The sequence below is a fragment of the Salinivibrio sp. KP-1 genome (assembly GCF_000968645.1).
In the GTDB taxonomy this organism is placed as follows: Bacteria; Pseudomonadota; Gammaproteobacteria; order Enterobacterales; family Vibrionaceae; genus Salinivibrio; species Salinivibrio siamensis.
This window is the reverse complement of record NZ_LAQR01000001.1, coordinates 660,779-685,526: the sequence shown is the minus strand read 5'-3', so window position 1 is coordinate 685,526 and position 24,748 is coordinate 660,779. Positions and strand designations below refer to the sequence as shown.

24 protein-coding genes and 1 riboswitch are annotated in these 24,748 nt (G+C 50.3%); of the genes, 15 read left to right on the top strand and 9 right to left on the bottom strand.

Annotated elements, in window-relative coordinates; translation table 11 throughout:
• Entirely contained in the window at positions 1–873 is an 873-nt protein-coding gene (gene sucD, locus WN56_RS03045; RefSeq protein ID WP_046073551.1) for a succinate--CoA ligase subunit alpha, read from the top strand.
• A gap of 81 nt (positions 874–954) precedes the next feature.
• Here the strand turns inward: sucD and znuB are convergent, their stop codons facing one another.
• Both znuB and znuC read right to left on the bottom strand, forming a co-directional pair.
• Positions 955–1,743 carry a zinc ABC transporter permease subunit ZnuB gene (gene znuB / locus WN56_RS03040; protein ID WP_046073550.1) on the bottom strand — a complete coding sequence of 263 codons (789 nt, stop codon included), beginning with the start codon at positions 1,741–1,743 and terminating at the stop codon, positions 955–957.
• Positions 1,736–2,500: a zinc ABC transporter ATP-binding protein ZnuC gene (gene znuC / locus WN56_RS03035; protein ID WP_046073549.1), complete on the bottom strand. Its 765-nt coding sequence runs from the start codon at positions 2,498–2,500 to the stop codon at positions 1,736–1,738. The genes znuB and znuC overlap by 8 nt, the downstream gene beginning before the upstream one ends.
• Positions 2,501–2,580: 80 nt before the next feature.
• On the opposite strand from znuC, the gene znuA reads away from it, so the two are divergent.
• The 3 genes from znuA to WN56_RS03020 all read left to right on the top strand — a co-directional run bounded on the left by znuA (position 2,581) and on the right by WN56_RS03020 (position 7,626).
• A complete protein-coding gene (gene znuA, locus WN56_RS03030; protein WP_231637394.1) occupies positions 2,581–3,477 on the top strand; it encodes a zinc ABC transporter substrate-binding protein ZnuA in 897 nt (298 codons plus the stop codon).
• Positions 3,461–4,795, top strand: a complete 1,335-nt coding sequence (gene mepM / locus WN56_RS03025; RefSeq protein ID WP_046073548.1) for a murein DD-endopeptidase MepM — start codon at positions 3,461–3,463, stop codon at positions 4,793–4,795. Before znuA ends, mepM begins: the two co-directional genes overlap by 17 nt.
• 188 nt (positions 4,796–4,983) lie before the next feature.
• A complete protein-coding gene (locus WN56_RS03020) occupies positions 4,984–7,626 on the top strand; it encodes an AraC family transcriptional regulator (protein ID WP_046073547.1) in 2,643 nt (880 codons plus the stop codon).
• A gap of 306 nt (positions 7,627–7,932) precedes the next feature.
• On the opposite strand, the gene WN56_RS03015 is transcribed toward WN56_RS03020, so the two are convergent.
• Positions 7,933–8,361, bottom strand: a complete 429-nt coding sequence (locus WN56_RS03015; RefSeq protein ID WP_046073546.1) for an HIT family protein — start codon at positions 8,359–8,361, stop codon at positions 7,933–7,935.
• A 164-nt stretch (positions 8,362–8,525) separates the two neighbouring features.
• On the opposite strand from WN56_RS03015, the gene WN56_RS03010 reads away from it, so the two are divergent.
• Positions 8,526–9,131, top strand: a complete 606-nt coding sequence (locus WN56_RS03010) for a DUF924 family protein (protein WP_046073545.1) — start codon at positions 8,526–8,528, stop codon at positions 9,129–9,131.
• Positions 9,132–9,205: 74 nt separating this feature from the next.
• Here WN56_RS03010 and argS read toward each other — a convergent pair whose 3' ends face one another.
• Entirely contained in the window at positions 9,206–10,936 is a 1,731-nt protein-coding gene (argS, locus tag WN56_RS03005) for an arginine--tRNA ligase (protein WP_046073544.1), read from the bottom strand.
• Between the two features lie 314 nt (positions 10,937–11,250).
• Between argS and WN56_RS03000 the strand changes: the two genes are divergently transcribed.
• On the top strand, positions 11,251–11,796 hold the full coding sequence (locus WN56_RS03000; RefSeq protein WP_197075729.1) for a VOC family protein: 546 nt from the start codon (positions 11,251–11,253) through the stop codon (positions 11,794–11,796).
• A gap of 26 nt (positions 11,797–11,822) precedes the next feature.
• Here the strand turns inward: WN56_RS03000 and purU are convergent, their stop codons facing one another.
• Positions 11,823–12,656: a formyltetrahydrofolate deformylase gene (gene purU, locus WN56_RS02995; RefSeq protein WP_046073542.1), complete on the bottom strand. Its 834-nt coding sequence runs from the start codon at positions 12,654–12,656 to the stop codon at positions 11,823–11,825.
• 159 nt (positions 12,657–12,815) lie between these two features.
• Between purU and WN56_RS02990 the strand changes: the two genes are divergently transcribed.
• The 7 genes from WN56_RS02990 (at position 12,816) to rnd (ending at position 20,389) form a co-directional block, all read left to right on the top strand.
• Positions 12,816–14,780, top strand: coding sequence for an ATP-dependent DNA helicase (locus WN56_RS02990; protein ID WP_046073541.1), 1,965 nt, complete (start codon positions 12,816–12,818; stop codon positions 14,778–14,780).
• The gene (gene tsaB, locus WN56_RS02985; protein ID WP_046073540.1) at positions 14,781–15,476 is read left to right on the top strand and encodes a tRNA (adenosine(37)-N6)-threonylcarbamoyltransferase complex dimerization subunit type 1 TsaB; all 696 of its coding nucleotides are present in this window, start codon (positions 14,781–14,783) and stop codon (positions 15,474–15,476) included.
• Positions 15,477–15,508: 32 nt separating this feature from the next.
• Positions 15,509–15,811 (top strand): hypothetical protein, encoded by a 303-nt coding sequence (locus tag WN56_RS17185; RefSeq protein WP_046073539.1) that lies wholly within the window; start codon positions 15,509–15,511, stop codon positions 15,809–15,811.
• A gap of 22 nt (positions 15,812–15,833) precedes the next feature.
• Complete coding sequence (locus WN56_RS02975; protein WP_046073538.1) at positions 15,834–16,379, top strand: Slp family lipoprotein; 546 nt, start codon at positions 15,834–15,836, stop codon at positions 16,377–16,379.
• Positions 16,380–16,397: 18 nt separating this feature from the next.
• A complete protein-coding gene (locus tag WN56_RS02970; protein ID WP_231637392.1) occupies positions 16,398–17,357 on the top strand; it encodes an alpha/beta fold hydrolase in 960 nt (319 codons plus the stop codon).
• 121 nt (positions 17,358–17,478) lie between these two features.
• Complete coding sequence (gene fadD, locus WN56_RS02965) at positions 17,479–19,170, top strand: long-chain-fatty-acid--CoA ligase FadD (protein ID WP_046073537.1); 1,692 nt, start codon at positions 17,479–17,481, stop codon at positions 19,168–19,170.
• A gap of 85 nt (positions 19,171–19,255) precedes the next feature.
• Positions 19,256–20,389 (top strand): ribonuclease D, encoded by a 1,134-nt coding sequence (gene rnd, locus WN56_RS02960; RefSeq protein ID WP_046073844.1) that lies wholly within the window; start codon positions 19,256–19,258, stop codon positions 20,387–20,389.
• 73 nt (positions 20,390–20,462) lie between these two features.
• On the opposite strand, the gene minE is transcribed toward rnd, so the two are convergent.
• The 3 genes from minE to minC are packed head-to-tail and all read right to left on the bottom strand — an operon-like array spanning position 20,463 to position 22,226.
• On the bottom strand, positions 20,463–20,732 hold the full coding sequence (gene minE / locus WN56_RS02955; RefSeq protein ID WP_046073536.1) for a cell division topological specificity factor MinE: 270 nt from the start codon (positions 20,730–20,732) through the stop codon (positions 20,463–20,465).
• A 1-nt stretch (position 20,733) separates the two neighbouring features.
• Positions 20,734–21,546 (bottom strand): septum site-determining protein MinD, encoded by an 813-nt coding sequence (gene minD / locus WN56_RS02950; protein WP_046073535.1) that lies wholly within the window; start codon positions 21,544–21,546, stop codon positions 20,734–20,736.
• Between the two features lie 17 nt (positions 21,547–21,563).
• Entirely contained in the window at positions 21,564–22,226 is a 663-nt protein-coding gene (gene minC / locus WN56_RS02945; protein WP_046073534.1) for a septum site-determining protein MinC, read from the bottom strand.
• 269 nt (positions 22,227–22,495) lie between these two features.
• Between minC and WN56_RS02940 the strand changes: the two genes are divergently transcribed.
• Complete coding sequence (locus WN56_RS02940) at positions 22,496–22,771, top strand: YcgL domain-containing protein (RefSeq protein ID WP_046073533.1); 276 nt, start codon at positions 22,496–22,498, stop codon at positions 22,769–22,771.
• A gap of 10 nt (positions 22,772–22,781) precedes the next feature.
• Positions 22,782–23,753: a lytic transglycosylase domain-containing protein gene (locus WN56_RS02935; RefSeq protein WP_046073532.1), complete on the top strand. Its 972-nt coding sequence runs from the start codon at positions 22,782–22,784 to the stop codon at positions 23,751–23,753.
• 51 nt (positions 23,754–23,804) lie between these two features.
• Here the strand turns inward: WN56_RS02935 and WN56_RS02930 are convergent, their stop codons facing one another.
• Entirely contained in the window at positions 23,805–24,230 is a 426-nt protein-coding gene (locus WN56_RS02930; RefSeq protein ID WP_046073531.1) for an H-NS family nucleoid-associated regulatory protein, read from the bottom strand.
• A gap of 272 nt (positions 24,231–24,502) precedes the next feature.
• A riboswitch (Lysine riboswitch) is annotated at positions 24,503–24,684 on the top strand.
• Positions 24,685–24,748 lie beyond the last annotated feature (64 nt).

Below are 24,748 nucleotides of genomic sequence, written 5' to 3'. Positions count from 1 at the left end.
ATGTCAGTGCTGATTAATAAAGATACCAAAGTGATCTGCCAAGGTTTTACAGGTGGACAAGGTACTTTCCACTCAGAGCAAGCTATTGAGTATGGAACACAAATGGTCGGCGGTGTATCCCCCGGTAAGGGCGGTACGACTCACCTAGGTTTACCTGTGTTCAACACGGTGGCCGATGCGGTCGAGGCGACGGGTGCGACAGCATCAGTTATTTATGTTCCGGCCCCTTTCTGTAAAGACGCGATCCTAGAAGCGATCGATGCTGGTATTGAGCTTATTGTATGTATTACGGAAGGTATCCCAACACTGGATATGCTGGAAGTAAAAGTGAAGCTGGACCAAGCAGGCGTGCGTATGATTGGGCCTAACTGTCCAGGTGTGATCACGCCGGATGAGTCTAAAATCGGCATTATGCCGGGGCACATTCATCAATCTGGTAAAGTGGGCATTGTGTCGCGCTCGGGCACACTGACGTATGAAGCCGTTAAGCAAACCACTGATGAAGGCTTTGGCCAATCCACCTGTGTTGGTATTGGTGGGGACCCTATTCCAGGCTCAAACTTTATCGACATTTTAGAAATGTTCGAAAAGGATCCGGCGACCGAGGCGATCGTGATGATCGGTGAGATTGGCGGGACTGCAGAAGAGGAAGCGGCGGCTTACATCAAAGCCAATGTGACCAAGCCCGTAGTGGCATATATTGCCGGGGTAACAGCACCTCCAGGTAAGCGCATGGGTCATGCGGGAGCAATTATTTCTGGTGGTAAAGGAACCGCAGACGATAAATTTGCTGCCCTTGAAGCAGCGGGTGTCACGACGGTTAAAAGTCTTGCTGATATTGGTAAAGCATTGCGCGAGAAAACCAGCTGGTAAGCCAGACAAAGTAATCGCATAAACAAAAGCCGCTCATATGAGCGGCTTTTTGATATAGAAAACATAATAAGTGGTTAGGGCTTAGTGCGAGCGATTCGGCAATAACTGCGCCAACATAAAGACACTGGCTGCTGCAACCACCACAGATGGGCCAGCGGGCGTATCATAAAACCAAGAGCCTGCCATACCTAGCAGCACCGCAGCCATCCCAATGAGGCTAGCAAACGAGGCCATTTGCTCTGGTGTTGAGGCGATGCGCCGTGCCGTTGCCGCGGGAATGATTAGCATAGAGGTAATAATTAATGCCCCGACAAATTTCATCGCCAACGCAATGACCAAACCAATCAGTAGCATCAATAACAGCCGCAGCTTTTCTACTGCAATACCTTCTACCTTGGCAAGCTCTTCGCTGACTGTCATCGACAGTAACTGCTCCCAGTAATACGCGAGTACCCCGAGTGTTAAGCACGCGCCAATGGCGAGTAAAGTGAGATCGGCAAAAGAGACCGCCAACAAATCGCCAAACAAATAGGCCATGAGATCGACGCGCATGTTGTCCAAAAAGCTTACTGACACTAACCCCAATGACAGGGCACTGTGAGCCAATATACCGAGCAAGGTATCAGTCGAGACCAGGTGTTGGCGCTGTAGTCCCACCAATAAAACCGCCAGGAGTAAGCAGGTGATCACGAGTGCGAGGTTTAAGTCGATTTGCAGCAGAAAGCCTAACGCTAAACCGAGTAGTGAGGCGTGAGCGAGGGTATCGCCAAAGTAGGCCATACGTCGCCAGACCACAAATGAGCCCAAAGGGCCGGCAATGGCGGCGATCAATAAGCCGCCCATGATAGGGGCAAGTAAGAACTCAATCATGATGATGCTCTTGGTGTTCGCAGCTTACAGGTTGCCCTGCAAGATCATGTTTATGATGATGGTGGTGGTGATATAGCGCGAGTTGCTCACTGGTTTGGCGACCAAACATCGCCACATAAGAAGGGTGCTGCGAGATGGCATCGGGCTCACCGGAGCAGCAGACATGATGCTGCAAACAAATCACTTCATCGGTTTTAGCCATTACTAAATGCAAGTCATGCGACACCATGAGTACCGCGCACCCAAGGCTATCACGCAATTGACTGATCAGGCTATACATCTCCAATTGACCGCTGACATCCACCCCTTGCACTGGCTCATCTAACACCAACACATCAGGATGCTTTAAAATGGCGCGGGCGAGTAGGACGCGTTGCGTTTCACCGCCGGAGAGGGTATGCATATTCGCATATTGCAAGGATTCGGCATTGACCGTATGTAGCGCCTGGCTAATCTGCGCATTGGTATAGCGTGTTCCCAGACGAATAAACCGATCAACCGTTAGCGGCAGAGTTTGATTTAACTGCAACTTCTGAGGTACGTAACCGATTTTTACGTCTCGGGCTATTTGTACTGTGCCGGCGCTCGGCTTAACTAAACCGATCAGTGCTTTGACAAGCGTCGATTTCCCGGCGCCATTGGGGCCAATTAGCGTGGTAATTTGCCCGCGCTTTAGTTGCATCGAAACCTTATCCAGCACATGGCGGCCATTGAAGGTCACCGTCACCGCATTGAGCGAGACTAGCGAGTCAGTCATAGTGAAAAAAGCATTGTGAATTGGAATTGTTATATTATAACATTTATAGCCAGTGAGAAAACATAAGAATGAGAGGAAAGATGATGGCGCGTATTATTGGGGTATTTATTGCACTACTACTGGCATTGCCCGCGCAAGCCACGTCGGTAATGACATCGATTAAGCCTTTACAGCTGATCGCGGCAGGACTTGTGACACAAGACGATACCGTCGATGTGTTGTTGCCGCCGGGGGCGTCACCGCATAGCTATGCGCTAAAGCCATCGGACATACGCGGTTTAAATCAAGCGGATGTGACGATTTGGGTGGGACCCGAGCTAGAGCTTTTTCTTTCTAAATTGTTGGCGGATAAACCTTCTGTATTGACTTTGACACAGGTCGAGAATATGCCGTTGCGCCATTTTGATGGCGGGCACCATCATCATCATGGACACGATCATGGCGAGCACAATATTGACCCGCACCTTTGGCTGGGACCCAAAACGACTCGAGTGGCGGCACAAGCTATTACAGAGGCATTGATTGAAGCTGCTCCCGGTAAAGCAGAGCAATACCAAGCCAACCTGACTCGTTTCAATGATAAGCTCGATCAAACCGTTGCCGATATTCAGCAAGACCTCGCCACCCGTATTCAGTCAGGGTATTTTGTCTTCCATGATGCCTATGGTTACTTTGAGGATGCTTTTGGCCTCGAAAAAACAGGACATTTTACGGTTGATCCAAGTCAAAAGCCTGGGGCGAAAACCCTAGTGACGATTCGCCGAGGTTTGCTTAATCATGATGCGACCTGTATCTTCACTGAGCCGCAGTTTAATCCCGCACTGATTGATGCTGTGACACGACATAATGACGTCAATGTACTTGCCTTAGATCCATTGGCGACATCAATTCCGGTAGCGCCTGATAGCTATCAGGTGTTTTTAAAAGATTTAGGAAATCGTTTCACACGTTGTTTAAAGCATGAAACTACTGACTAACTGGCTCGCTGTGACAGCCAGACTTCCTCGCCAGCACAAGCTGGCCCTAGCTTCATTATCTCTTTTGGTTGGCGCTGCCCTCATGTGGCAGCCCCATCCTTTTTCTCCCAAAGAACGGCAACCGTTGCCGGCGGTCAACCAACACCAAGCGCCGGCGACAGTGGATCACAGTGAACCGATTGAGCAAGGTATGGATGCAAATGATCCTGCCTTGAGTGTGCCTGAAGATGCGCTCGAGCAAGACATCACATCTGAGGCGCCGCGTGTCCATCACCACACCGTCGCGGCAGGGGATACACTCGGTGAGATCTTCTCACAGTATGGTCTCGCTATCGGTCAGCTCTACCAAATGCTGGATGTGAACGATAAAGCTGGCGATATTCGCCGCGGACAAAAAATGGAATGGCAAGTTGACGAGGAAGGTCGACTGCTGACGTTCACCGTTTATCAATCGATTAAATACCGAGACTATTACCAGTTCGAACAAGGTACCGTTGACTATCAGCGCTTGGAAACCAAAGGCGAGTTTGAGAGTGTGACCTTGATTGGACGGGTGAACAGTAGCTTTTATCAGCAGGCGCGCCAAGCTGGGCTCACACCTAATCAGATTCAAAATCTGGTCTCGGCGCTACAGTGGCGTTTTGACTTTGGACGTCAATCTCGTCGCGGCGATCAGTTTGCGGTACAAGTAAACAGAGAGTTCATCGACAATAAACCCGTGTCATCGGGTAAGGTCACGGCCATGCTCTACAAATCGGGCAGTCGAGACATTTTTGTCTATCGTCATCATGATGGACGCTTTTATGATCAGAAGGGGCAAAGCCTTGATCGTGCGCTCCGTCGTTATCCCACTGCCAAGCGCTATCGTATTAGCTCATCGTTTAACCCACATCGTAAGCACCCGATTACCGGGCGTATTTCACCGCACAATGGCACTGACTTCGCGACGCCAGTGGGTACCTCAGTATTGGCCGCCGGTGATGGTGTTGTCGTTAAAGCGCGTAAACACCCGCTAGCGGGTAATTACGTGGTGATTAAACACGGGCGTGAGTATTCAACGCGATATTTACATTTGCATCGGATTTTAGTGAAGCCGGGCGATAATGTGTCGATGGGACAACGAATCGGATTAAGTGGTAATACCGGTCGCTCAACGGGGCCTCATCTTCATTTTGAATTGCTCAAATACGGTCACCCGGTCAACGCGATGAAGGTACCGCTGCCTGAGGCGCACCCCGTTCCTAATGGCGAGCGTAATGGGTTCCAGCGTCAAGCTAAACGTGCACATCAGGCGTTGGCGCAGCGATTAAATGGGTAATGGGTATCAATTATGTGAGGCCTAGCTCACATTTAGGGTTGCAGGGTTTTATTTAGGGGCAGGTCGCAGGACACTACGCTACTGAATCCTGCAACCTGTCTCTCTTCTCGTACATGAAACGCCGATGTCTCTGTTTGTTATGGCTGGCTCTCATCTTTCCTTGCCTACCTTTGCAGGCGCATGATCCCTTGCTCACATCGTTTCAATCATACGGCGGTCTTAATGGCCTCGGTGATGTTCGCGATGTGGCGGTGCAGTCATCTGGTGGTATGTGGCTGTTGGATAACCAAGGACGCATTCATTTTTTTGACGGTCATCAGCGCCATCCACTCAACGACGCCCTGACCTTGCCTGATGAAAAGATCCTGACCATTGCTTATGCTCATCAGGCGCTTTGGATGGCAGGAAGGCAACATGTTTATCGTTTCCAGCCAAGTACCAATACGCTTACCGCTTTCCCGTTGCCCGATGCCGTTGCACAGACACGCGCTGATCATGCGCCTCATCCCCCCCAATCGCCACGACTGGCGACGATCAATAATACACTATGGCACATTCAAAGCGGCCAGATAAGCGTCTATCAACGGGAAGATAAGGCATTTCACGTGTGGCGAACGGGTCCGTGGCGTGCTGATAGTGTTTGGTTTACTGCGGGTCATCGATTGTTTGCGGTCGGGACAAGCTTATACCAACTCAGTGACGCGGGTGTGCGTCAACTGACACGCTTTTCTACGCCGATTACAGCGATCACGGCGAAACAAGACAGAGCATGGATCAGTACCGAAAAGCGTGTTTATCTACTGGCATTATCGGGCGATCAAGTAAAAGCACAACACGTGTTGAATACGCGTGGAGGCTACCAAAGAATGACGGTCGGCTCGGGCGGGTTGTGGGCCGCCAATCATAACGGGTTATTTCGACTTTCCCTAGACGGTGTCGCGACGCCTGTTTGGCAGCCAGGCTCTCAGGGTATAGCAGGCCAAAGCATCACTTTTTTATGGGCAGATTTTGAAGGGGGGATCTGGTTTTCAACCGATCAGGCTACACGTTATCGTGCGCCGGGCCAGCGTTGGATCACTCATCAACACCGTGCGTTTCCCAGCGTGCTTACCCATGGTTTTATGGCGCAGAGTAACCCTTGGGGGCTAGAGAGAGGCAGTTGGCGCGATTTAAGTGGGTATCGCACTGTACCATGGACCTCGGATGCACCAAGCGGTGAATACCTCAGTGCCACCCGAGACGGTCAGCGCCTTTGGTGGTCAACACCGTCAGGTACAAAAGGGATCAATACGACAACAGGGGCAAGCATCGTCATACCCGACCGGTTGGCAACCTTGCCCGCTGAGCATTTGTATACTGATGCCGAGGGCACCATCTGGTTATCGGTTGACGATCAGGTGATGCGCTACTGGCCGGACACACAGACGTTGGTCAGTTATGGCACGCGATGGCAGACCCATCACGCGGGTGAGGTGTTAGGCTTTTACGATGATGGTCGCGGCAGTGTATGGATCCGTGACCAGAATGGCTTAACCCGTTATCGAGACGGTCATTTTAAGCCGGTCCCCTTGGCGAAAGACCGACTGCCTGTGCAGGATATGTATACCGATGAACGAGGTCGTTTATGGCTCACCAGTGCGCGCGGTGTGTATCAATACGATCCTAGCGCCCCAGACGCCGCGTCATTGGTTTATTTATCGCTACCCGATGAGCGATTCCACTGTGTCACTGGTAACCGCGACGGCGTATGGGCGTACAGTAACCAAGCATTGGTACACATTGCCCCACGAGGGTTCGTGCGCACATTTCGCCTCCCATCTGATGCAGAAAAAGTGGCCTGCTACGCGACCCAACCCCATCAACTCACTCTGTTGGCAGGGGATTATACCTACCAGATAGATACTGACCAATTGGCGTTTTCTCTGCGTAAACCGCCAAGTGTTGTGATTGGTGCGGTTTGGCAGCAACGCAAGCGTTGGCGTATTGGCCCTCGACAGCAAACAGCGGTGACATTACTAGAGCAAAGCCCCGCCTATCTAGCGTGGGGGAGTTGGCCACCAGAACGACAAGTGACACGCGTGCATTACCAGCTCGTGCCTTATCAGCACGCTGGCCAGCCAATGGCTGACAAACTGGCCGCTTGGCAGCAGACCGGCAGTGATACGATTTCTTTGGCCAATATGGTGGGGGGGCACTATCAATTACGTATTGCTATCCCGCGTGATGGTGCTTCCCATACTGTGTTAGATATCTCTGTCTCTCTTCCTCTGTTGCCTCACATTATCAATGGCATGGTACTGGCCTGCTTTGTGAGCCTGGTTCTTGCGGCTGTCATCTTAGCCTTGAGACAACGTCACTTGTCGGCGGTGCACATAGAGACATCGAGCGTGCCCATCTCCGGGCCGCTGGATGAAATCTCGGATGTCACATATCCTATCGGATTTGAATCGCCCTCATCACTGGCGCTGGCTTCAGACCAAGCCAATCAGCGATGGACAGCCGAGTTTGAGAAAGTTATCGCGGCCAAGTACCAAGATCCTGACTTTTCAATGGCTCAGGTAGCAAGCGCGTTAGCGATGTCTGAGCGTAATTTGCAACGTAAGTGTCGACAGTATTTTGGTGTGACAGTGACCGCTTATGTGACGCAGAAAAGACTGAGTGATGCCGCTGCGCGCTTGCAGCACGGGTATTCGGTTGCGGATGTGGCTGAGGCGTGCGGATATCGCGATCCGGCTTACTTTAGTCAACGGTTTAAAAGCTACTTTGGTGTCAGTCCTTCGCAGTATCGACGCACGACGACCGATATAACCGTGGCAGATATACGTGATTAGGTTGGGCTGTTGACCTGAAACCCAGGGGGAAATGCGCGTAAAAGAAAACGTGGCATAGCCGGGGAGCCATGCCACGGGTGTCAACGACACCTTCGCTTGCTGCCGAGGGCGGGGAGCCCGCCCTGGTAAAAAACGGGCTGGTCAGGCGTGTATTGTCTTAACCAGCAGCATCAATATACCGTAATTTGCGCTTGAGTCGTTATGACTAAACCGCCAATCGCATCTTGACAGGATTAAGGTTAAGCTATTGATAATTATTGCTTTTATTTCCTTTTTTCTGATTTTGACGAAAATAACGAAGTGCACTTACCCATTGACGACTAACCCACTGGCGGCGAGTGTCTCCCTCAGCTGTCGGATGAGGGGCTGTGCTTGTTCGAGAGGACGATGCTCCACTTGTAGGTGGCCCCAAATCGGATTTGGCCATACCGGATCCGTTTTAAACCGAGCAACATGGTGGAGATGGAGCTGGGGAACTAGGTTGCCAATTGCGGCGATATTGAGCTTGTCAGGGGAGAATAGACGCTCAAGACAGCGCGCCACTATGGCCGACTCTTGCCACAGCGAGTGCTGCTCAGTATCGTCAAGGTGGTGAATTTCTTCGATGTCCTGCTTACGTGGGATCAGCAAGAGCCATGGACCAATATCGGCATGCGCAAGGCGCAACTGACAAAGTGAGAAATCACCGACATAAGCGCTATCGGCGGCTAATCGTGAGTGGAGAACGAAGGACATACAGGCTCCTTATTGCAATGCGAGCGCATAGCTTACATCACAACTTGCTTTTGGGTCACAAACTCCTCACCGAATAGGAGGATTCGCCTCATAAGAAACAAAAAGCAAGTACGCTTAACACAATGTTGAAGCCAAATGTGTCGACGAACGCGAGAGGAGGTGGCATGCATTATCAAGACGTCCTAGCTTTTTGGTTTGGCGACGAGCGTAGTGAGTGGGTTCCTTCGTCCGCCTCGCAGGCACGATGGTTTGGCGGTAGTCCAGACGTTGATGAGGCGATTCGCGAGCGATTCCAATCTTGGGTCAGTGCGGCCGGCGCGGGCGCATTAAATGACTGGGCCCAGACCGCAGAGGGGCGTTTGGCATTGATTATTCTGCTCGATCAATTCCCCCGAAACTTATATCGCGGGTTGGCGGCAGCATATCGGTATGATGCCTTGGCATTGGCTCTCTGTAAGGCAGGGCTTGCGAAAGGTGACGACCAAGTCTTAACCCCGCTTCAACGGGTGTTTTTCTATCTTCCCTTAGAGCATGCTGAAGAAGAAGCAGACCAAGAAGAAGCACTGTTTCGGTTTGATCAACTGCGTCAGCGAGTGAGTGGGGAGGCAAAAGCTTGGTACGAGCAATGCTTTGATTACGCACGCCAGCACTACGACATTATTACTACCTTTGGTCGATTTCCTCATCGCAATGCGGTGATGGGACGGTTATCGACTCCCGAGGAACGGTTGTGGCTTAGCGAAACGGATCAGCATTTTGGTCAGGGATAAAAAAGGCGCCCACTTGCAACCAGTGGGCGCCCTTCTTCTGTGCTTATCCGCACAACAAGGATCATCTAACCTTGTTACATGCGCTCAAGCGTGTTGATACCCAACAGATCTAGGCCTTGCTTGATGGTTTTGGCCGTCAATGCAGCCATTCTTAGGCGGCTTTGGCGCGTATTCCCTTCAGAAAGCAGGATAGGGCATGCTTCGTAGAAGCTTGAGAATAGACCAGCCAATTCAAATAGGTAGCTACACATTAAGTGAGGCTGACCTTCTCGCGCGACTGATTTAACCGCTTCTTCAAACTGAAGCAGTTTGGCGACCAGCGCTTTTTCTTTCTCATGCTCAATGAGCATTTCACCGTCGAGTGCATCACGGTCAACCCCAGACTTGGCAAAGACTGACGCCACACGGGTATAGGCATACTGCATATAGGGGGCGGTGTTGCCCTCGAAGGCCAGCATATGATCCCAGTCGAAGATATAATCCGTGGTACGATGCTTTGACAGATCGGCATACTTGACGGCTGCCATCGCGACCGTGGTTGAGATATCTCGCTGCGTATCAGCATCCATATCTGGATTTTTCTCTGCGATCAGTGCCTTGGCACGTGTTTCTGCTTCATCGAGTAAGTCAGCGAGGCGGACTGTGCCCCCAGAGCGGGTTTTGAAAGGTTTACCGTCTTTGCCGAGCATCATGCCAAACGCGTGATGCTCAAGACTGACCGAATCCGGCACATAGCCCGCTTTGCGCACAATGGTCCAAGCTTGCATGAGATGCTGGTGCTGACGTGAGTCAATAAAGTAGAGCACACGGTCAGCGTTGAATTGCTCGTAACGATATTTGGCACAAGCAATATCAGTGGTGGTGTACAAATAGCCACCATCACGTTTTTGGATGATCACACCCATTGGCTCGCCGTCTTTGTTTTTGTACTCGTCAAGGAAGACAACTTGTGCGCCATCATCTTCTACGGCAATCCCTTTGGCTTTTAAGTCTTCAACAATACCGGGCAGCATATCGTTATACAGACTTTCGCCCATCACATCTTTATTGCTCAATGAGACATTCAGGCGATCATAGTTACGTTGGTTTTGCTCCAACGTCACTTTGACAAGCTTTTCCCACTTTTCTTTGCAGTAGGCGTCACCGCGTTGCAGGCGAACCACGTAGTCGCGCGCTGTGGCGGCGAAAGCTTCATCTTCGTCGTAGCGGGCTTTGGATTCACGATAGAAGTTTTCGATATCACCCAGTTCCATGGAGACATCGTCACCGCGTGACTCATGTAACTCGAGGTTGGCAATGAGCATACCGAACTGTGTCCCCCAATCACCGAGATGATTAGCACGGGTCACGTTGTGGCCTAAAAATTCTAGGGTGCGTACAACGGCGTCACCAATGATAGTGGAGCGAAGGTGGCCAACGTGCATTTCTTTTGCCACGTTAGGGGCTGAATAGTCCACCACAATGTTTTGTGTGTCTTGTTTATCGACACCTAAACGTGCGTCCGACAGGGCGGCATCTGCCTGTTTGGCTAACCACTGATCGTTAAGGAAGATATTGATAAAGCCTGGGCCAGCAATTTCTGTTTTGCTCGCCATATCACCGAGATCGAGCGCATCCAAAACGTGTTGAGCAAACTCACGGGGATTCGTGCCGAGCTTTTTGGCTGCTCCCATGACTCCATTCGCTTGATAGTCACCAAATTGTGGCTTCGCAGACTGACGCACTGCCGCTGGTGTGCCCTCAGGCGCACCCGCCGCAACCATTGCGGCAGACACTTTTTCGTTAAGAAGACTTTGAATATTCACTTGCTTACCTTTACTACTAGCCGGGCTGATTATGAACGACCCGTTATGTGGGCTTCCAGCTTATTAATACAAGAATCCGCCAACACTGCACTGCCACGTAACCAAGCGTGCAAACACAGTGTTGGCGGGATGCTGTATTGTGGCGAACCATGACGTCAATCGACGCGGATTAGCCCTAATGATACCCATAAAACAGCAGGCATTGGCAATAGTTATTCAACGCCATCCTTGATATCTTTCGCGACTGGAAGACAACGAGCACTTTAAAACCTTGAGAGGTCACTATGCATGATGCCAGCAATTGGGTATCCCTGATGCGAGATCAAGCAACTTTTACAGATAAAATCAATCAGTTGCTGGAAACGCTGGCGATTGATTGTACCCAGTTAACGCTTGATCACGTTGCGATCCGTACCAATAATAGCGTGTTAACACAATCGCTTGCCGGTCATCTAAGCGAACAGGGGCAATTAATATCACAGGCGATGGTCAACCAGCGGCCGATCCATATTTATCAGCTTAATACCCCATTACACTTTGGTGCCTGGCAAACTGATTTAGTGGAATTGCCGTTTCCTCACCACAAAACCTATCCTTTTCAAAGCTGGGAACATATGGAGTTTGTGGTCCCTTGCCGCCATGCCACCCTATCAGGGCTTGAAGACGCGTTACACGCGCAGTTTCCAGGCTTACTCGTGCGCGCCGCTAAGCTGAGCGAGATAACGGTTAAACACAGTGAGCCACAGGTTGCGGGAGAGCGGTTGGCCAATCCAACCATCGCGTTTAAGCAAAATGGTGTTTGCGTGAAGTTTCATCCTTATTCACTCGCGCAAATTATTGCCAGCGAAGCCAGTGCTTGAGCACTGGCTCAACCAATGTTGTCGTTTTACAAGATCACGGTTTTATTGCCATGAACAAATACCCGGTCTTCGACAACACATTCAATTGCTTGACTTAGCACACTTTTTTCCACGTCGCGGCCCGCTTTGGCCATATCTTGCGCGCTAAAGCTGTGATCAACATGAATCACGTCTTGGCCAATAATCGGCCCTTCGTCCAAGTCATTGGTGACAAAGTGGGCGGTGGCACCAATGATTTTGACCCCACGCTCAAACGCTTGATGGTATGGACGGGCACCGATAAATGCGGGCAAAAAGCTGTGATGAATATTGATGATGCGATGCGGATATTGGGCAACAAAGTCAGGCGTCAGAACCCGCATGTATTTCGCGAGAATGATGTAGTCAGGCTGATGGGGTTGAATCGCTTTGAGCATGGCTTGCTCGTGCTCTTCTCGGCTTAGGCCCTCATGGCTGACATAATGAAAAGGGATATCAAAGCGCTCAGTCAGATGTTGTAGTTTGTCGTAGTTACCGACTACCGCTGCAATATCAATCTCGAGCGAGCCATCATAGGCTTTCATTAAAATGTCGCCGAGGCAGTGGGATTCTTTGGTGACCATGATGACGACGCGTTTGCGGCGCGAGCTAATCAGCTGGCGCTGGCTGCCAGGTGGTAGCGCATGGTCAAGATCGAGAAGCAGGGTGTGATCGTTAAAAATCCCCTCCAGCTCAGTGCGCATATAAAACTGCCCAGTGACATTATCGACATACTCTCGGTTGTGAATAATGTTGAGCTGATGTTTATAGCAAATGTTGGTGATGGTCGCGATGAGCCCTTGGGCGTCAGGACAGTCCGTGAGAAGTGTTTTTCGTTCCATGTTGGTCGTGTACTGCTGATGACTAAACCCTCGGTTGTACCCTGTCTCAGTCGCAAGGTCAAAGTGATTTTACGATGCGCCATCGGTTTCTCAGGGGAGTGGTTTCATCCCGAAGAGGGGTTTGGCATAATGGCGGCTTTCCCCCTGTGTATTTATACAATGATCCGTAAGGTTTTCTCAGACACCGGTGCGCTGGCCAAAGCGATTGATGGTTTTGTGCCTCGCCAGCCGCAAACAGATATGGCGATTGCTGTTGATGCGGCAATTCGTGACCAAGGCCAGCTCGTGGTGGAAGCGGGCACAGGAACCGGGAAAACCTATGCCTATCTGGCGCCTGTTTTATTAAGTGGTAAAAAGGCCATCATCAGCACGGGCTCGAAAAATCTGCAAGAGCAGCTCTACCATCGAGACTTACCGCTGATGAAGTCAGCCTTGGGCTATACAGGAACCACCGCCTTATTGAAAGGCCGAGTCAATTACCTGTGCCCAGAGCGACTCGAGCGACAAATTAGTGAGTGCCACCGCCCCGACAGCGAGCCTGGGCAATTGAGTCAGCTGGTCAAAATTCGCGAGTGGTCGTCCTATACCGAGTCGGGTGATCTGAGTGAATGTGACGCACTGGCTGAAGACAGCCCACTGATTCCTGTGGTGACGTCCACCAATGACAATTGCCTTGGTAAAGACTGTCCAAGTTATGAAGACTGTTATGTGGTCAAAGCGCGGCGTCGTGCGATGGATGCCGACGTGGTGGTGGTCAACCATCACCTATTTTTAGCGGATGTTGCCATCAAAGAAACGGGGTTTGGCGAGCTCATCCCAGAAGCAGACGTGATGGTGTTTGATGAGGCGCATCAGCTTCCGGACATTGCCAGTCAGTATTTTGGCCAATCTCTATCTAGCCGGCAGCTGCAAGATGTTGCCAAAGACATTCATATCGCCTATCGCACTGAGTTACGAGACACGCGTCAACTGGAAAAAGTTGCTGATCGCCTCTCGCAAGCTGCGATGGATATGCGCTTGGTGATGGGCGAGCCTGGATACCGAGGTAACTGGCGCGAATTACAGACGTCGCCCAGCGTAGAGAAAGAACTGGTACGGTTATCAGATGCGCTCGATCTTGCGCATGACGTGGTGAAATTATCACTCGGCCGCAGTCAATTGCTTGACGCTGCATTTGATCGCATCACCTTATTTAAAGCGCGGCTTGCACGCTTAAAAGATACCTCAATCACCGGGTACTCTTATTGGTACGAATGTACTCGTCACCACTTTAGCCTCAATATTACCCCCTTATCGGTGGCGGATCGTTTTCGTGAGCAAATGGCCGAACAGGGCGGCGCTTGGATTTTTACCTCCGCTACCTTGGCCGTTGAGGGCGACTTCGCGCATTTTAATCACCGTCTCGGGATTGACGCTAAGCAACAAATGACATTGGAAAGCCCCTTTGACTACCCCAATCAAGCGAGGCTTTGCGTGCCTCGTCATGTACCGGAAACCAATAGTTTTCGTCGTGCCAACAAACTTGCCGCATTATTGGGACCGGTGATTGAACGTAACCAAGGGCGTTGCTTTTTCCTGTGTACGTCACATCAAATGGTACGAGAGCTGTCAGCCTTGTTTCGTGAGCAGCTGTCATTGCCCGTCCTCATGCAAGGAGAGATGCCCAAGCAGCGCTTATTGGCAGAGTATTTGTCGTTGGGCAATGCGTTGCTGGTGGCGACGGGCGCCTTTTGGGAAGGCATTGATGTGCGTGGACAAGCGCTCAGTTGTGTGATCATCGATAAACTCCCGTTTGCTTCCCCCGATGATCCTTTATTAAAAGCACGAATAGAAGATTGTAAACTGCAAGGGGGCGATCCCTTTGCTCAGGTACAGATCCCCGAAGCGGTGATCACCCTAAAGCAAGGGGTGGGGCGTCTCATTCGGGATCAACAAGATTTTGGTGCACTGGTTATTTGTGACAACCGATTGGTGACCCGCGCATACGGCGCAACCTTTTTGCGCAGCTTGCCGGCGATCCCTCGCACGCGGGATTTACACCACATTGACGATTTTTTGTCGGGCAGTGACACCGACAGCAACACGATGCAATCGCATTTATTAGATCAACCGATAGAGGGTTAAATGACGCTACGAATATTGGCCGTAGATACGGCGACCGAAAACTGCTCTGTCGCACTGTGCTGTGATGATCAGATTATCACACGCAGCGAAATTGCACCGCGTGAGCATACCAACAAGATCCTACCCATGGTCGATGAGGTATTGGCAGAAGCGGGCCTAACATTGACGCAATTGGATGCACTCGCGTTTGGCCGCGGGCCGGGGAGTTTCACAGGCGTCCGTATTGGCATCGGAATTGCACAAGGTCTAGCGTTTGGTGCAGATCTCCCAATGATTGGCGTTTCAACATTGGCAGCGATGGCAGCACAAAGCGGTCGCTTACATAATGCGACGCGCGTATTGACGGCGATTGATGCGCGTATGGGTGAACTCTATGTTGGCCAATATCTGCGGACTGACGCTGGCGTATGGCAGTGTGTCGGTGAAGAGAGGGTCGTCGCCCCGGACGCATTCACCCCTGAGTGCACCGAGGGGGTGTGGACATTGGCAGGAACCGGATGGGCAGCCTATCCTGATCTGGCAACACGCTTGTCATTGCAGACAGCGCCGTCAGAGGTGTTATACCCCCAAGCACAAGATATGCTGGAGATTGCTAAGCAGGCGTATCGTGCGGGAGACACAGTCGCTGCGGAGCTTGTTAGCCCCACGTATCTGCGGGATAAAGTCACTTGGAAAAAGTTACCCGGGCGCGAATAACCACCATGAGGCCGGCAGCATAGGACGTGAATATGGTATCGATTAACGGTGTATCCTCCCCACAGACAAACCGGCCTAACCATCCCCAGCGAGCGGGCAAAAAGCCGCAAACGACGCGCAAACAAACGCCCAAGACGACGCAAGTGGCTAAGGCGGTTCGCCAGCGTGTCGACCCCGCCGCGATTGCGCAAGCAGAACAGGCGAAACAAGCGTACGTGCAATATGATTTGCCGGATGGCCGCGGCCGTCAAGCGATGGCTTCCTACTTCGCGGTGTTAAATCAAGCCAGGCGAGAGGAACTGATCAACTTAGTAGGCGTCGATATCTATGTGTGATGTGGCGCGAAAGGAGCCTGATATGAAGTCTTACCTGTTAGTTTTATGCGGCATGTTACTACTGAGTGGCTGTACAAGTTTGCCTGAGTCCCTAAAAGGCCGGATGGACCAGCCCGTGACCGAATACCCGGTGGTCGCGAAAATGACAGAGGCAAACCAAGGGGAAGAGGTGCGCCTTGGTGGCTTGATCGTTGGGGTGAATAACCGTGAACAGGACTCTGTGGTTGAAATAGTGGCGGTGCCAACGTCGACAGCGGGTCGGCCCGATATCGATGCCTCGTCGCTTGGGCGCTTCAAAGCGATTTTTAATGGCTTTATTGAACCGGCTGATTATGCCAAAGGCCGGCCGATAACGGTGTTGGGCGAGTTTCAGGGCCGTCAAGCGGGAAAAGTGGGGGATTATTCCTATGATTACCCCGTGCTTAGGGTAACAGGGCACCAGCTTTGGGATATTGAACAGCATGTGGTTGATGATGACAGACCTTATTGCTACGGCTTGTACTGCTCCCGAGTGCGCATTGGCGTCGGCACGGGACGGGTGCAAAGCGTGATTAGCTTACCTTATTAGCCCTTGTATGTGATTGTGATGATGACACCGCCATTGACGGAGGCTCTCGAGGCATTATTGGCGTCTGACCCGGCAGCACTCGGGTTATCGTCTGGCTTAACGCCGACCTCGATTCGACTTAATGATGTGACAGTGGCCGCGGCAAGACGCCCAGCAAACGGCCTAGCGCCAACATTGGTTTTTTTACATGGCTGGCAAGACAACCTGGCGAGTTTTGATTCGCTGATCCCCATGCTGCCTCAAGACTACGGGTTACTTATGTTTGATTGGCCCGGGCACGGTTTGTCTGATCACAAAGCCGGGGATTATCACTACCCGTTTTTTGATTATCTAGACATCTTGCATCAAGTGCTTCACCAAACACTTTGTTCGCAACCTGAGAAAAAGGGACCCGTCATATTGGTGGGGCACTCATTGGGAGGGTTAGTGGCTAGCTGTTACGCGGCCAGTTTTCCTGAGTCGATCGCGGGGGTTGTCTCGATAGAAGCGTTGGGGCCCATTGTTGAACCTGAACATAAAATCACCGAACGCATCGCGAAAAGTCTCAATCAGCGCTTAAATTCAGCGCAAAAACCCCCACGTCTCTTTGATTCTGCGATTAAGGCGCTACAATTGCGCGCATCCATTAATAAAGTCGCTTGTCAGTCACTGATGCCACTGGTAGCACGCGGGATCGAGACATGCGGTCATGGTGTACGTTGGCGTCATGATCCTAAGCTTCGTGGTGAGCCACTGTATCGAATGGCGCCCGGCCATGGAGAGTCGATTATTCGAGCGATTGAATGCCCTGTGCTGGCGATTCGCGCGACAGATGGGTATCCTGCGCTGCGCTCTGCCGATGCCGCGCAACGAGCCACGTGGTTTAAGCGCTTGACACTCATTGAGATCCCCGGGACACACCATTGTCACCTTCAGCAACCGCAACAAACTGTGTCGTTTATAACGGATTTTGTGACCAAAATTCAAACGCGCACTTAAAATGCTCGTGTAAAAATAATGTTAACGCTATGGTGGGCAGGTTAAACACCTGTTTGAATTATGCCTCGCGTCGATCGAAGCAGGCAATATAGCCTGCAAGTTAACACATAGGAGAAAGCCAGTGGAAAAGGTATGGCTTAATCGTTACCCGTCGGATGTGCCGGCGGAAATAGATCCAGATGCCCATCGCTCTCTGGTCGAGATGTTTGAACATTCTGTCCAGCAGTACGCGGATCAAACTGCCTTCATTAATATGGGGCAGGTCATGACATTTCGTAAACTGGAAGAGCGTAGCCGTGCGTTTGCAGCCTATCTACAAAACGAGCTGAAACTGAAAAAAGGCGATCGCGTTGCCATTATGATGCCGAACTTGCTGCAATACCCAATTGCCCTGTTTGGTATTTTACGAGCCGGTTGTGTCGCCGTGAACGTTAACCCGTTGTACACCCCTCGCGAGCTTGAGCACCAATTAACGGACGCCGGGGCAAAGGCGATTGTGATTGTGAGTAACTTTGCTCACACGTTAGAGAAAGTGGTCGACAATACGCCGGTGAAACACGTGGTATTGACCAGTTTGGGTGAACAGTTGCCACGAGCCAAAGGGACCCTGGTTAACTTTGTAGTCAAATACGTCAAAAAAATGGTGCCTAAGTATCATTTGCCGCACGCGACCTCGATGCGCCAAGCGCTGCGCCGTGGTCGACGTATGCAATATGTGAAGCCTTTTTTGAAAGGCGAGGATATTGCATTTTTACAATATACCGGTGGCACCACGGGGTTAGCGAAAGGCGCCGTACTCACGCATAGAAATATGTTAGCTAACGTCTATCAAGCCAAAGGGACGTATCAGCCGGTACTCAATGCAGGTGAGGAGTTAGTTGTCACTGCATTGCCGCTTTATCACGTATTTGCGCTCACGGTCAATTGCCTCTTGTTTATTGAAATGGGTGGACAAAATCTACTGATCACCAACCCACGCGATATTCCAGGTTTTGTTAAAGAGCTACAAAAGTATCCGTTTACGGCCATTACAGGCGTGAATACCCTGTTTAACGCGCTACTCCATAACGAAGATTTCCATGAGTTGGACTTTTCTAACCTGCGCTTGACCGTCGGTGGCGGTATGGCCGTGCAAAGGGCTGTCGCGGAAAATTGGAAAAAGCTGACTGGCAAGCATTTGCTCGAAGGATATGGGTTGACGGAGTGTTCGCCACTGGTTGCGGCCTATCCTTATGATTTACGTGACTACAACGGCTCCATTGGGTTGCCCGTGCCATCGACGGAGGTGCGCATCGTTGATGATCAGGGTGAAGATGTGGCGGACAACCAGCCGGGTGAGTTGTTAGTGCGTGGCCCGCAAGTGATGCAAGGGTATTGGAATCGTCCAGAGGCGACACGAGACAGTATCGACGAACAGGGTTGGTTAGCGACTGGCGATGTGGTGCAGTTCGATGATGATGGTTTCTTGCATATTGTCGATCGCAAAAAAGACATGATCCTCGTCTCTGGTTTTAATGTGTATCCTAATGAAGTGGAAGATGTCGTTGCGTTACATGACAAGGTGTTAGAAGTGGCCGCCATTGGCCAGCCAGATGAGAATTCCGGGGAAGTGGTTAAAATTTGTGTGGTCAAAAAAGATCCCTCGCTTACGCGAGATGATCTTGTGGCGCACTGTCGCAAACACCTCACTGGCTACAAGGTACCACGTGTCGTGGAATTTAGAGATGAACTGCCTAAAACCAATGTGGGTAAAATTCTGCGTCGAGAGTTACGCGATGAGCCGCAAGCCTCTGAGCAAAAAGCGTCAGCTTAATGCGAACCGACCCAGAAAAGGGTAAACTGTCGATAACGAATCACGAAATGCCGGCCTCGCCGGCATTTTCTTTATGGGCTTTTTTGTGAACTATCAACAAATCACCACCGATCAACAGCTGGTCGATATCTGCGCACATTTCCGTGACCAAGCCGTTGTGATGCTTGATACCGAGTTTGTCCGTACGCGTACCTTTTATGCACAATTGGGGCTGGTCCAGATTTATGATGGCGAGCAACTGGTGCTGGTTGACCCGCTAGCCATTGATGATCTTTCTCCGTTATGGGCGCTGTTGACTGACACCCAAGTCACCAAGGTGTTACATGCGAGTAGCGAAGACTTAGAGGTTTTTCAGCACTACGCGGGCGTGTTGCCAACCCCCATGGTAGACACGCAAATCGTCGCCGCCTTTTTAGGTCATGGCGTCTCCGAGGGCTTCGCAAGCTTGGTAGAGCGTTATGTCGGCGTGAGCTTAGATAAAGGAGAGTCGCGCACTGATTGGTGTGCACGTCCCTTAACGGACAAGCAGAAACAGTATGCGGCCGCTGATGTGTATTACTTGCTACCGCTTTATCAAGCGCTGACTCAAGCGCTATCCGACACACCGTGGTATGACGCCATGGTAGAAGAGTGTGGCCTGTTGTGCCGCAAAAAGCAGTGGGTAAAGCCGGATGAAGCAGCTTATCTCGATATTAAATATGCGTGGCAGCTTAAACCTCAACAGTTAGCGGTATTGCAAGCCCTTGCCAAGTGGCGAGCTAAGGAAGCGCGCCGCCGTAATATGGCACTCAACTTTATCGTTAAAGAGCAAAACCTCTGGAAAATGGCGCGTTATGGTATTCGTACGGTTGAGCAAATGAACGAGCATGGGTTCGACAAATTTGAAGTGCGTTATCACGCGCAAACCTTGATTACCTTGGCCACGCAAGCGGATAAAACCCCGTTAGCCAAATGCCCGCCGGCCATCACACGCTTAGTCGATGAGCCTGGGTATAAGTCGGTGATTAAAGCGATTAAGGAGCAGGTGCAAGCCCAGGCAGATAAATCAGGCTTAGCGCCTGAGTTTATTGGTTCTAAAAAACAGCTTAATCAATTGATTACCTGGGTATGGCGAGAGGAGCGTCAAGAAGACAAACGTCCTGACTTAGCCTCGGGGTGGCGCTTTCGGTTAGTGGGTGAGACATTGCTGACGATGATCCCTAACGCCCCAGGGGCATAGTCATCATCTCACGCATAAAAAAAGCGGTGGCCTTGAGCCACCGCTTTCTGTATTAGCCCGTTGTGATTGAGATCTAGCTCTCTTTTCCCTCTTCGGGCAAGGTGACATTCAGCTCCAAGACGGATAGGTCATCATCGCCTTGCTCTAGGCTGACAGACACTTGATCCGGTGCGATATCCACGTATTTGCGGATCACGTCTAAAATATCTTGCTTGAGCTGAGGCAAATAAGTCGGCGCTGGGCTATCTGCACTGCGACGCTCGGCAACAATAATTTGTAAACGCTCTTTGGCAATATTGGCCGATTTTTTCTTAGATGGGCGGAAGAATTCAAGCAGTGCCACATTAGCCTCCAAATAAGCGTTTTAGGAAACCTTTGCGTTCTTCCTCGATAAAGCGGAAGGGACGCTCTTCACCCAGCAGACGCGCAATGGCATCTTCATAGGCTTGGCCTGCATCAGATTCTTGGTCAAGGACCACTGGCTCGCCTTTGTTTGAGGCGTGCAACACAGACTGGCTCTCCGGGATGACCCCTAACAGTGGAATACGCAAGATATCTTCAACATCCTCAACACTGAGCATTTCACCGTTGGTCACACGTGCAGGATTATAGCGAGTGAGTAATAAGTGATGTTTTACCGGATCCTCGCCGTTTTCTGCGCGGCGTGACTTGGAGTCGAGAATACCAAGAATCCGATCAGAGTCGCGTACGGATGAAACTTCTGGATTGGTGGTCACAATCGCTTCGTCAGCAAAATACAGCGCCATTAATGCACCGGCTTCAATGCCCGCGGGCGAGTCGCAAATAATGTATTCAAAGCCAAGCTCATCCATGTCTTTTAGAACCCGCTCCACGCCGTCTTTGGTTAGCGCATCTTTATCGCGTGTTTGTGAGGCTGGCAGAATAAACAAATTGTCTACGCGTTTGTCTTTAATTAATGCTTGATGAAGATTGGCTTCGCCGTTAATGACATTGACAAAGTCATAGACGACCCGACGCTCACAGCCCATCACCAAATCCAGGTTACGTAGGCCAATATCAAAATCGACCACGGCGGTTTTTTTGCCTGTCATGGCCAACCCGGTCGCCAATGCCGCACTCGATGTTGTTTTACCAACACCGCCTTTACCGGAAGTAATTACAATAATTCGTGCCATTCCTCTTCCTTATTCTCTTATAGCGTGAGGGGGTCAATGTGTAAGCTTTCTTGATTAAGCGAGACCATGGAAGGTCGCTCTAAATGTTCTGATGGAATTTTATCGCTGAGCCAATAGCTTCCTGCTACTGACAATAATTCTGACTGAAGGTTCTGACAATAAATACGCGCTTGCTTTTGTCCACTTGCGCCGGCAATAGCTCGGCCGCGCAAAACGCCATAGATATGAATACTGCCATCGGCTATCACTTCCGCGCCGGCACTGACATGATTGAGGATCACCAGATCGGCGTTTTTCGCATAGATTTGCTGACCTGAACGCACGGGGGTGGTGACCACTTTGGCAGGCGGCTGAATCGGATCGGCAACTCGGGATTGCTTGCTTGACTTGAGCACGGCTAGTTGCGCATTCAGCGCAAGCTCGCGAGTATCATTATGGGTGACGCCGGTCAATCCGACGAGAATCATGCCTGTGGCCTGTAAGCACTGCTTTAAGGCACCGATATCAGGACATTGTGATAGACGGCTAATGTCAGCGACAACAGGGGCGCCTTGAAAAAAGGCCGGTGCTTGGGTGACTTTCTCTGTCAAAACATTGGCAGCGGCAGCAAAATTATCGTCAACGAGGTGGAGGACGGAAAGGGTAAAGGTTGAGCCTTTCAACTCCGGTTGTTTGAGCATGTTATTCGATCCCGGTTTTGTCATTTAAACACGAGTCAGACGCGCATTATCAGACGTTGGATAGCATGGTATATTCACAGCGCCAATGCGGCAAGCAGGGTTTGCCGTTGATGCGGCATTTCTCCCTTTAATGGTGTTTTTTTAACGTTTGAATGAGAAATGGCAGCAGAGACGCGTTTTGACACACTTTGCTGCAAAGCTTAACAAACCTTTACCCCGAGATGACAATTTATCGCCAGTAATATGGCATGCTCATGAGGACTTTTGAGATGTATTGCGCAATTTATCGTAGCAAAAAGAAAGAAGGCACCTATCTTTATCTTGCAGAGAAAGATAAATTTGATGATGTGCCTGAGGCATTAATGAATAGCTTTGGGCAACCCGAATTTGCCATGATGATCAACTTAGACAAGCGCGATAAACTGGCTGTTGTTGACATCAATAAGGTTAAACAAAGCCTGCAAAGTGATGGTTTTTTTGTGCAATTGCCCCCGCCACCTGATGCGGCATTGCAGGCCATTCGTAATAAAAACGAAAAACTGTAAAAGGAAGACTATGCGCAAAGGTATGATTTCAGCTTCTATCGCGGCGGCACTGTTGGTGAGCCCTGTGATGGCCAAGCCCGGATTCGAGCAGTATGTGACCACCTTAAAAGCCGAGGCACGAGAGGCGGGCATCAGTGATGCGTTACTTGAGCGTGCGTTTAAGGACGTTGAATACCACGAGCGTGCGGTCAGCTCCGATCGAAATCAACCTGAGCGACGCCTTACGCTGGATGAATATATTCCGCGTGCTGTGCCTGATTGGAAAGTCGCCCAAGCGAAAAAACTGTATCGTGAACATTACGACACGTTGAAAACCATCGGTGAGCAGTACCAAGTTCAGCCGCGTTTTATTGTGGCTTTATGGGGCGTAGAAAGTAATTTTGGCAAACTTCAGGGCAGTTATAATGTGATTGAAGCTTTATCAACATTAGCCTTTGATGGTCGTCGAGAGGCATTTTTTCGTAAAGAGACCATGGCCGCACTGAAGATATTACAGCAAGGGCACATTGCGCCAGAAGCGATGAAAGGCTCTTGGGCAGGGGCAATGGGCCAATGCCAGTTTATGCCAAGCTCGTTTATTAATTACGCGGTCGATGGCAATCAAGATGGTAAGAAAGACATTTGGCAAACAGAAGCCGATGTTTTTGCGTCTGCTGCGAATTACTTAAAAAAAGCCGGGTGGGATGATACTTATACATGGGGGCGGCAAGTACAGCTACCTGCAGGGATAGATCGTACTTTGCTTGGCACCGACAGTGATAAAGCACACTCATTGAGTGCCTGGCAGACGCGTGGTGTGCGCCGGTTGAATGGTCAGGCGCTACCTGCCGTCGATATCAACGCGTGGTTGATTCAGCCTGATGATGGTAAAGGCAGGGCTTATCTTGTTTATAATAATTATCAGAGTTTATTGAAATGGAATCGCTCGCACTACTTTGCGTTAGCGGTGAGCCATTTGGCAGACAGAATTAAATTTGGTTAAGGGATAAAAAAAAGAGGCTGAGCGCCTCTTTTTTTATGCGGGAATATGGACTTAGGCTTCTTGGCCTGGGATGAGGAAATCTTCCTGCTTAGCCGCACCGCTCTCAATCGCTTCGCGAATCACTTTCGGCATACGACCTTGGCCTGTCCAGGTTTTTTGTGAGCCATCTTCGCCCGTATATTGATATTTTGCTGGACGAGTCGCGCGTTTACCCGATGCTTTGCTCTTAGAAGCACCACCTAACAATGCCACGATTTCTTCTGGGTCAATACCGTCGGCTTCTAACATAGCACGGTATTTTTCTAACTTCTCTAAGCGCTCTTTTTCTTGCGCTTCAGCTTGGCGATCGATTTCTTTGCGCTCTTCAACAACCGTTTGTAATTTTTCTAAGGCTTCGTTCAGCTGCTCAGTAGACATCTCTTTTGCAACTGCGCGTAAGCTACGCAAATTGAGTAAGGCTTTCATTGCATCAGACATTATTGGTTCCTATTTGATTTATATGTTAATTGAAAGAATGATAGCAGTATAATTGAAATATACAATATGACCTATATTAATACGCTATATTGTTCATTAATTGCAAGTTAACCGCAAATTTGACTTTAATTCTATTGTCTTTTTTGAAACAGATGTCTAAAAAAATAGAAGATAAGACGCACTTTATTGGCATCGAGTAAGGTGGGTGTTAATCGACGTTTTTTCAACCATAAATAGTTGCGATAGTAAACACGTTGTGTAGAATGCACCACGCTTAACGTAGAGGTGCGTTGTTTATAAGTCGTGCGCAAGAGGGTGATACCGATGAGAGCGCATAAAAGGAAACAACGCCGAAGCCAATCAGGTCATCACACCGATTGAGCTGGGGCTGTTACCGAATAGGGGCAGCACTGCCATAGTACTTGGAAATACACTATGGAGCGCTACTGTATGTAGGAGGCAAGCTGTTTGCCGTGTGATACCACACCTTACCGTCTTCATTTCTGCAGTAGATCTCC

Bases quoted from the DNA above. Each gene is read 5' to 3' on its own strand.
- znuB (WP_046073550.1), bottom strand. From the start codon at position 1,743: ATGATTGAGTTCTTACTTGCCCCTATCATGGGCGGCTTATTGATCGCC.
- sucD (WP_046073551.1), top strand. From the start codon at position 1: ATGTCAGTGCTGATTAATAAAGATACCAAAGTGATCTGCCAAGGTTTT.
- WN56_RS02975 (WP_046073538.1), top strand. From the start codon at position 15,834: ATGAAGTCTTACCTGTTAGTTTTATGCGGCATGTTACTACTGAGTGGC.
- WN56_RS03015 (WP_046073546.1), bottom strand. From the start codon at position 8,361: ATGTCCTTCGTTCTCCACTCACGATTAGCCGCCGATAGCGCTTATGTC.
- znuC (WP_046073549.1), bottom strand. From the start codon at position 2,500: ATGACTGACTCGCTAGTCTCGCTCAATGCGGTGACGGTGACCTTCAAT.
- minC (WP_046073534.1), bottom strand. From the start codon at position 22,226: ATGCTCAAACAACCGGAGTTGAAAGGCTCAACCTTTACCCTTTCCGTC.
- WN56_RS02990 (WP_046073541.1), top strand. From the start codon at position 12,816: ATGATCCGTAAGGTTTTCTCAGACACCGGTGCGCTGGCCAAAGCGATT.
- purU (WP_046073542.1), bottom strand. From the start codon at position 12,656: ATGGAACGAAAAACACTTCTCACGGACTGTCCTGACGCCCAAGGGCTC.
- WN56_RS02940 (WP_046073533.1), top strand. From the start codon at position 22,496: ATGTATTGCGCAATTTATCGTAGCAAAAAGAAAGAAGGCACCTATCTT.
- mepM (WP_046073548.1), top strand. From the start codon at position 3,461: ATGAAACTACTGACTAACTGGCTCGCTGTGACAGCCAGACTTCCTCGC.
- minD (WP_046073535.1), bottom strand. From the start codon at position 21,546: ATGGCACGAATTATTGTAATTACTTCCGGTAAAGGCGGTGTTGGTAAA.
- znuA (WP_231637394.1), top strand. From the start codon at position 2,581: ATGATGGCGCGTATTATTGGGGTATTTATTGCACTACTACTGGCATTG.
- tsaB (WP_046073540.1), top strand. From the start codon at position 14,781: ATGACGCTACGAATATTGGCCGTAGATACGGCGACCGAAAACTGCTCT.
- WN56_RS02930 (WP_046073531.1), bottom strand. From the start codon at position 24,230: ATGTCTGATGCAATGAAAGCCTTACTCAATTTGCGTAGCTTACGCGCA.
- WN56_RS17185 (WP_046073539.1), top strand. From the start codon at position 15,509: ATGGTATCGATTAACGGTGTATCCTCCCCACAGACAAACCGGCCTAAC.
- WN56_RS03000 (WP_197075729.1), top strand. From the start codon at position 11,251: ATGCGAGATCAAGCAACTTTTACAGATAAAATCAATCAGTTGCTGGAA.
- WN56_RS02970 (WP_231637392.1), top strand. From the start codon at position 16,398: ATGATGACACCGCCATTGACGGAGGCTCTCGAGGCATTATTGGCGTCT.
- WN56_RS02935 (WP_046073532.1), top strand. From the start codon at position 22,782: ATGCGCAAAGGTATGATTTCAGCTTCTATCGCGGCGGCACTGTTGGTG.
- WN56_RS03010 (WP_046073545.1), top strand. From the start codon at position 8,526: ATGCATTATCAAGACGTCCTAGCTTTTTGGTTTGGCGACGAGCGTAGT.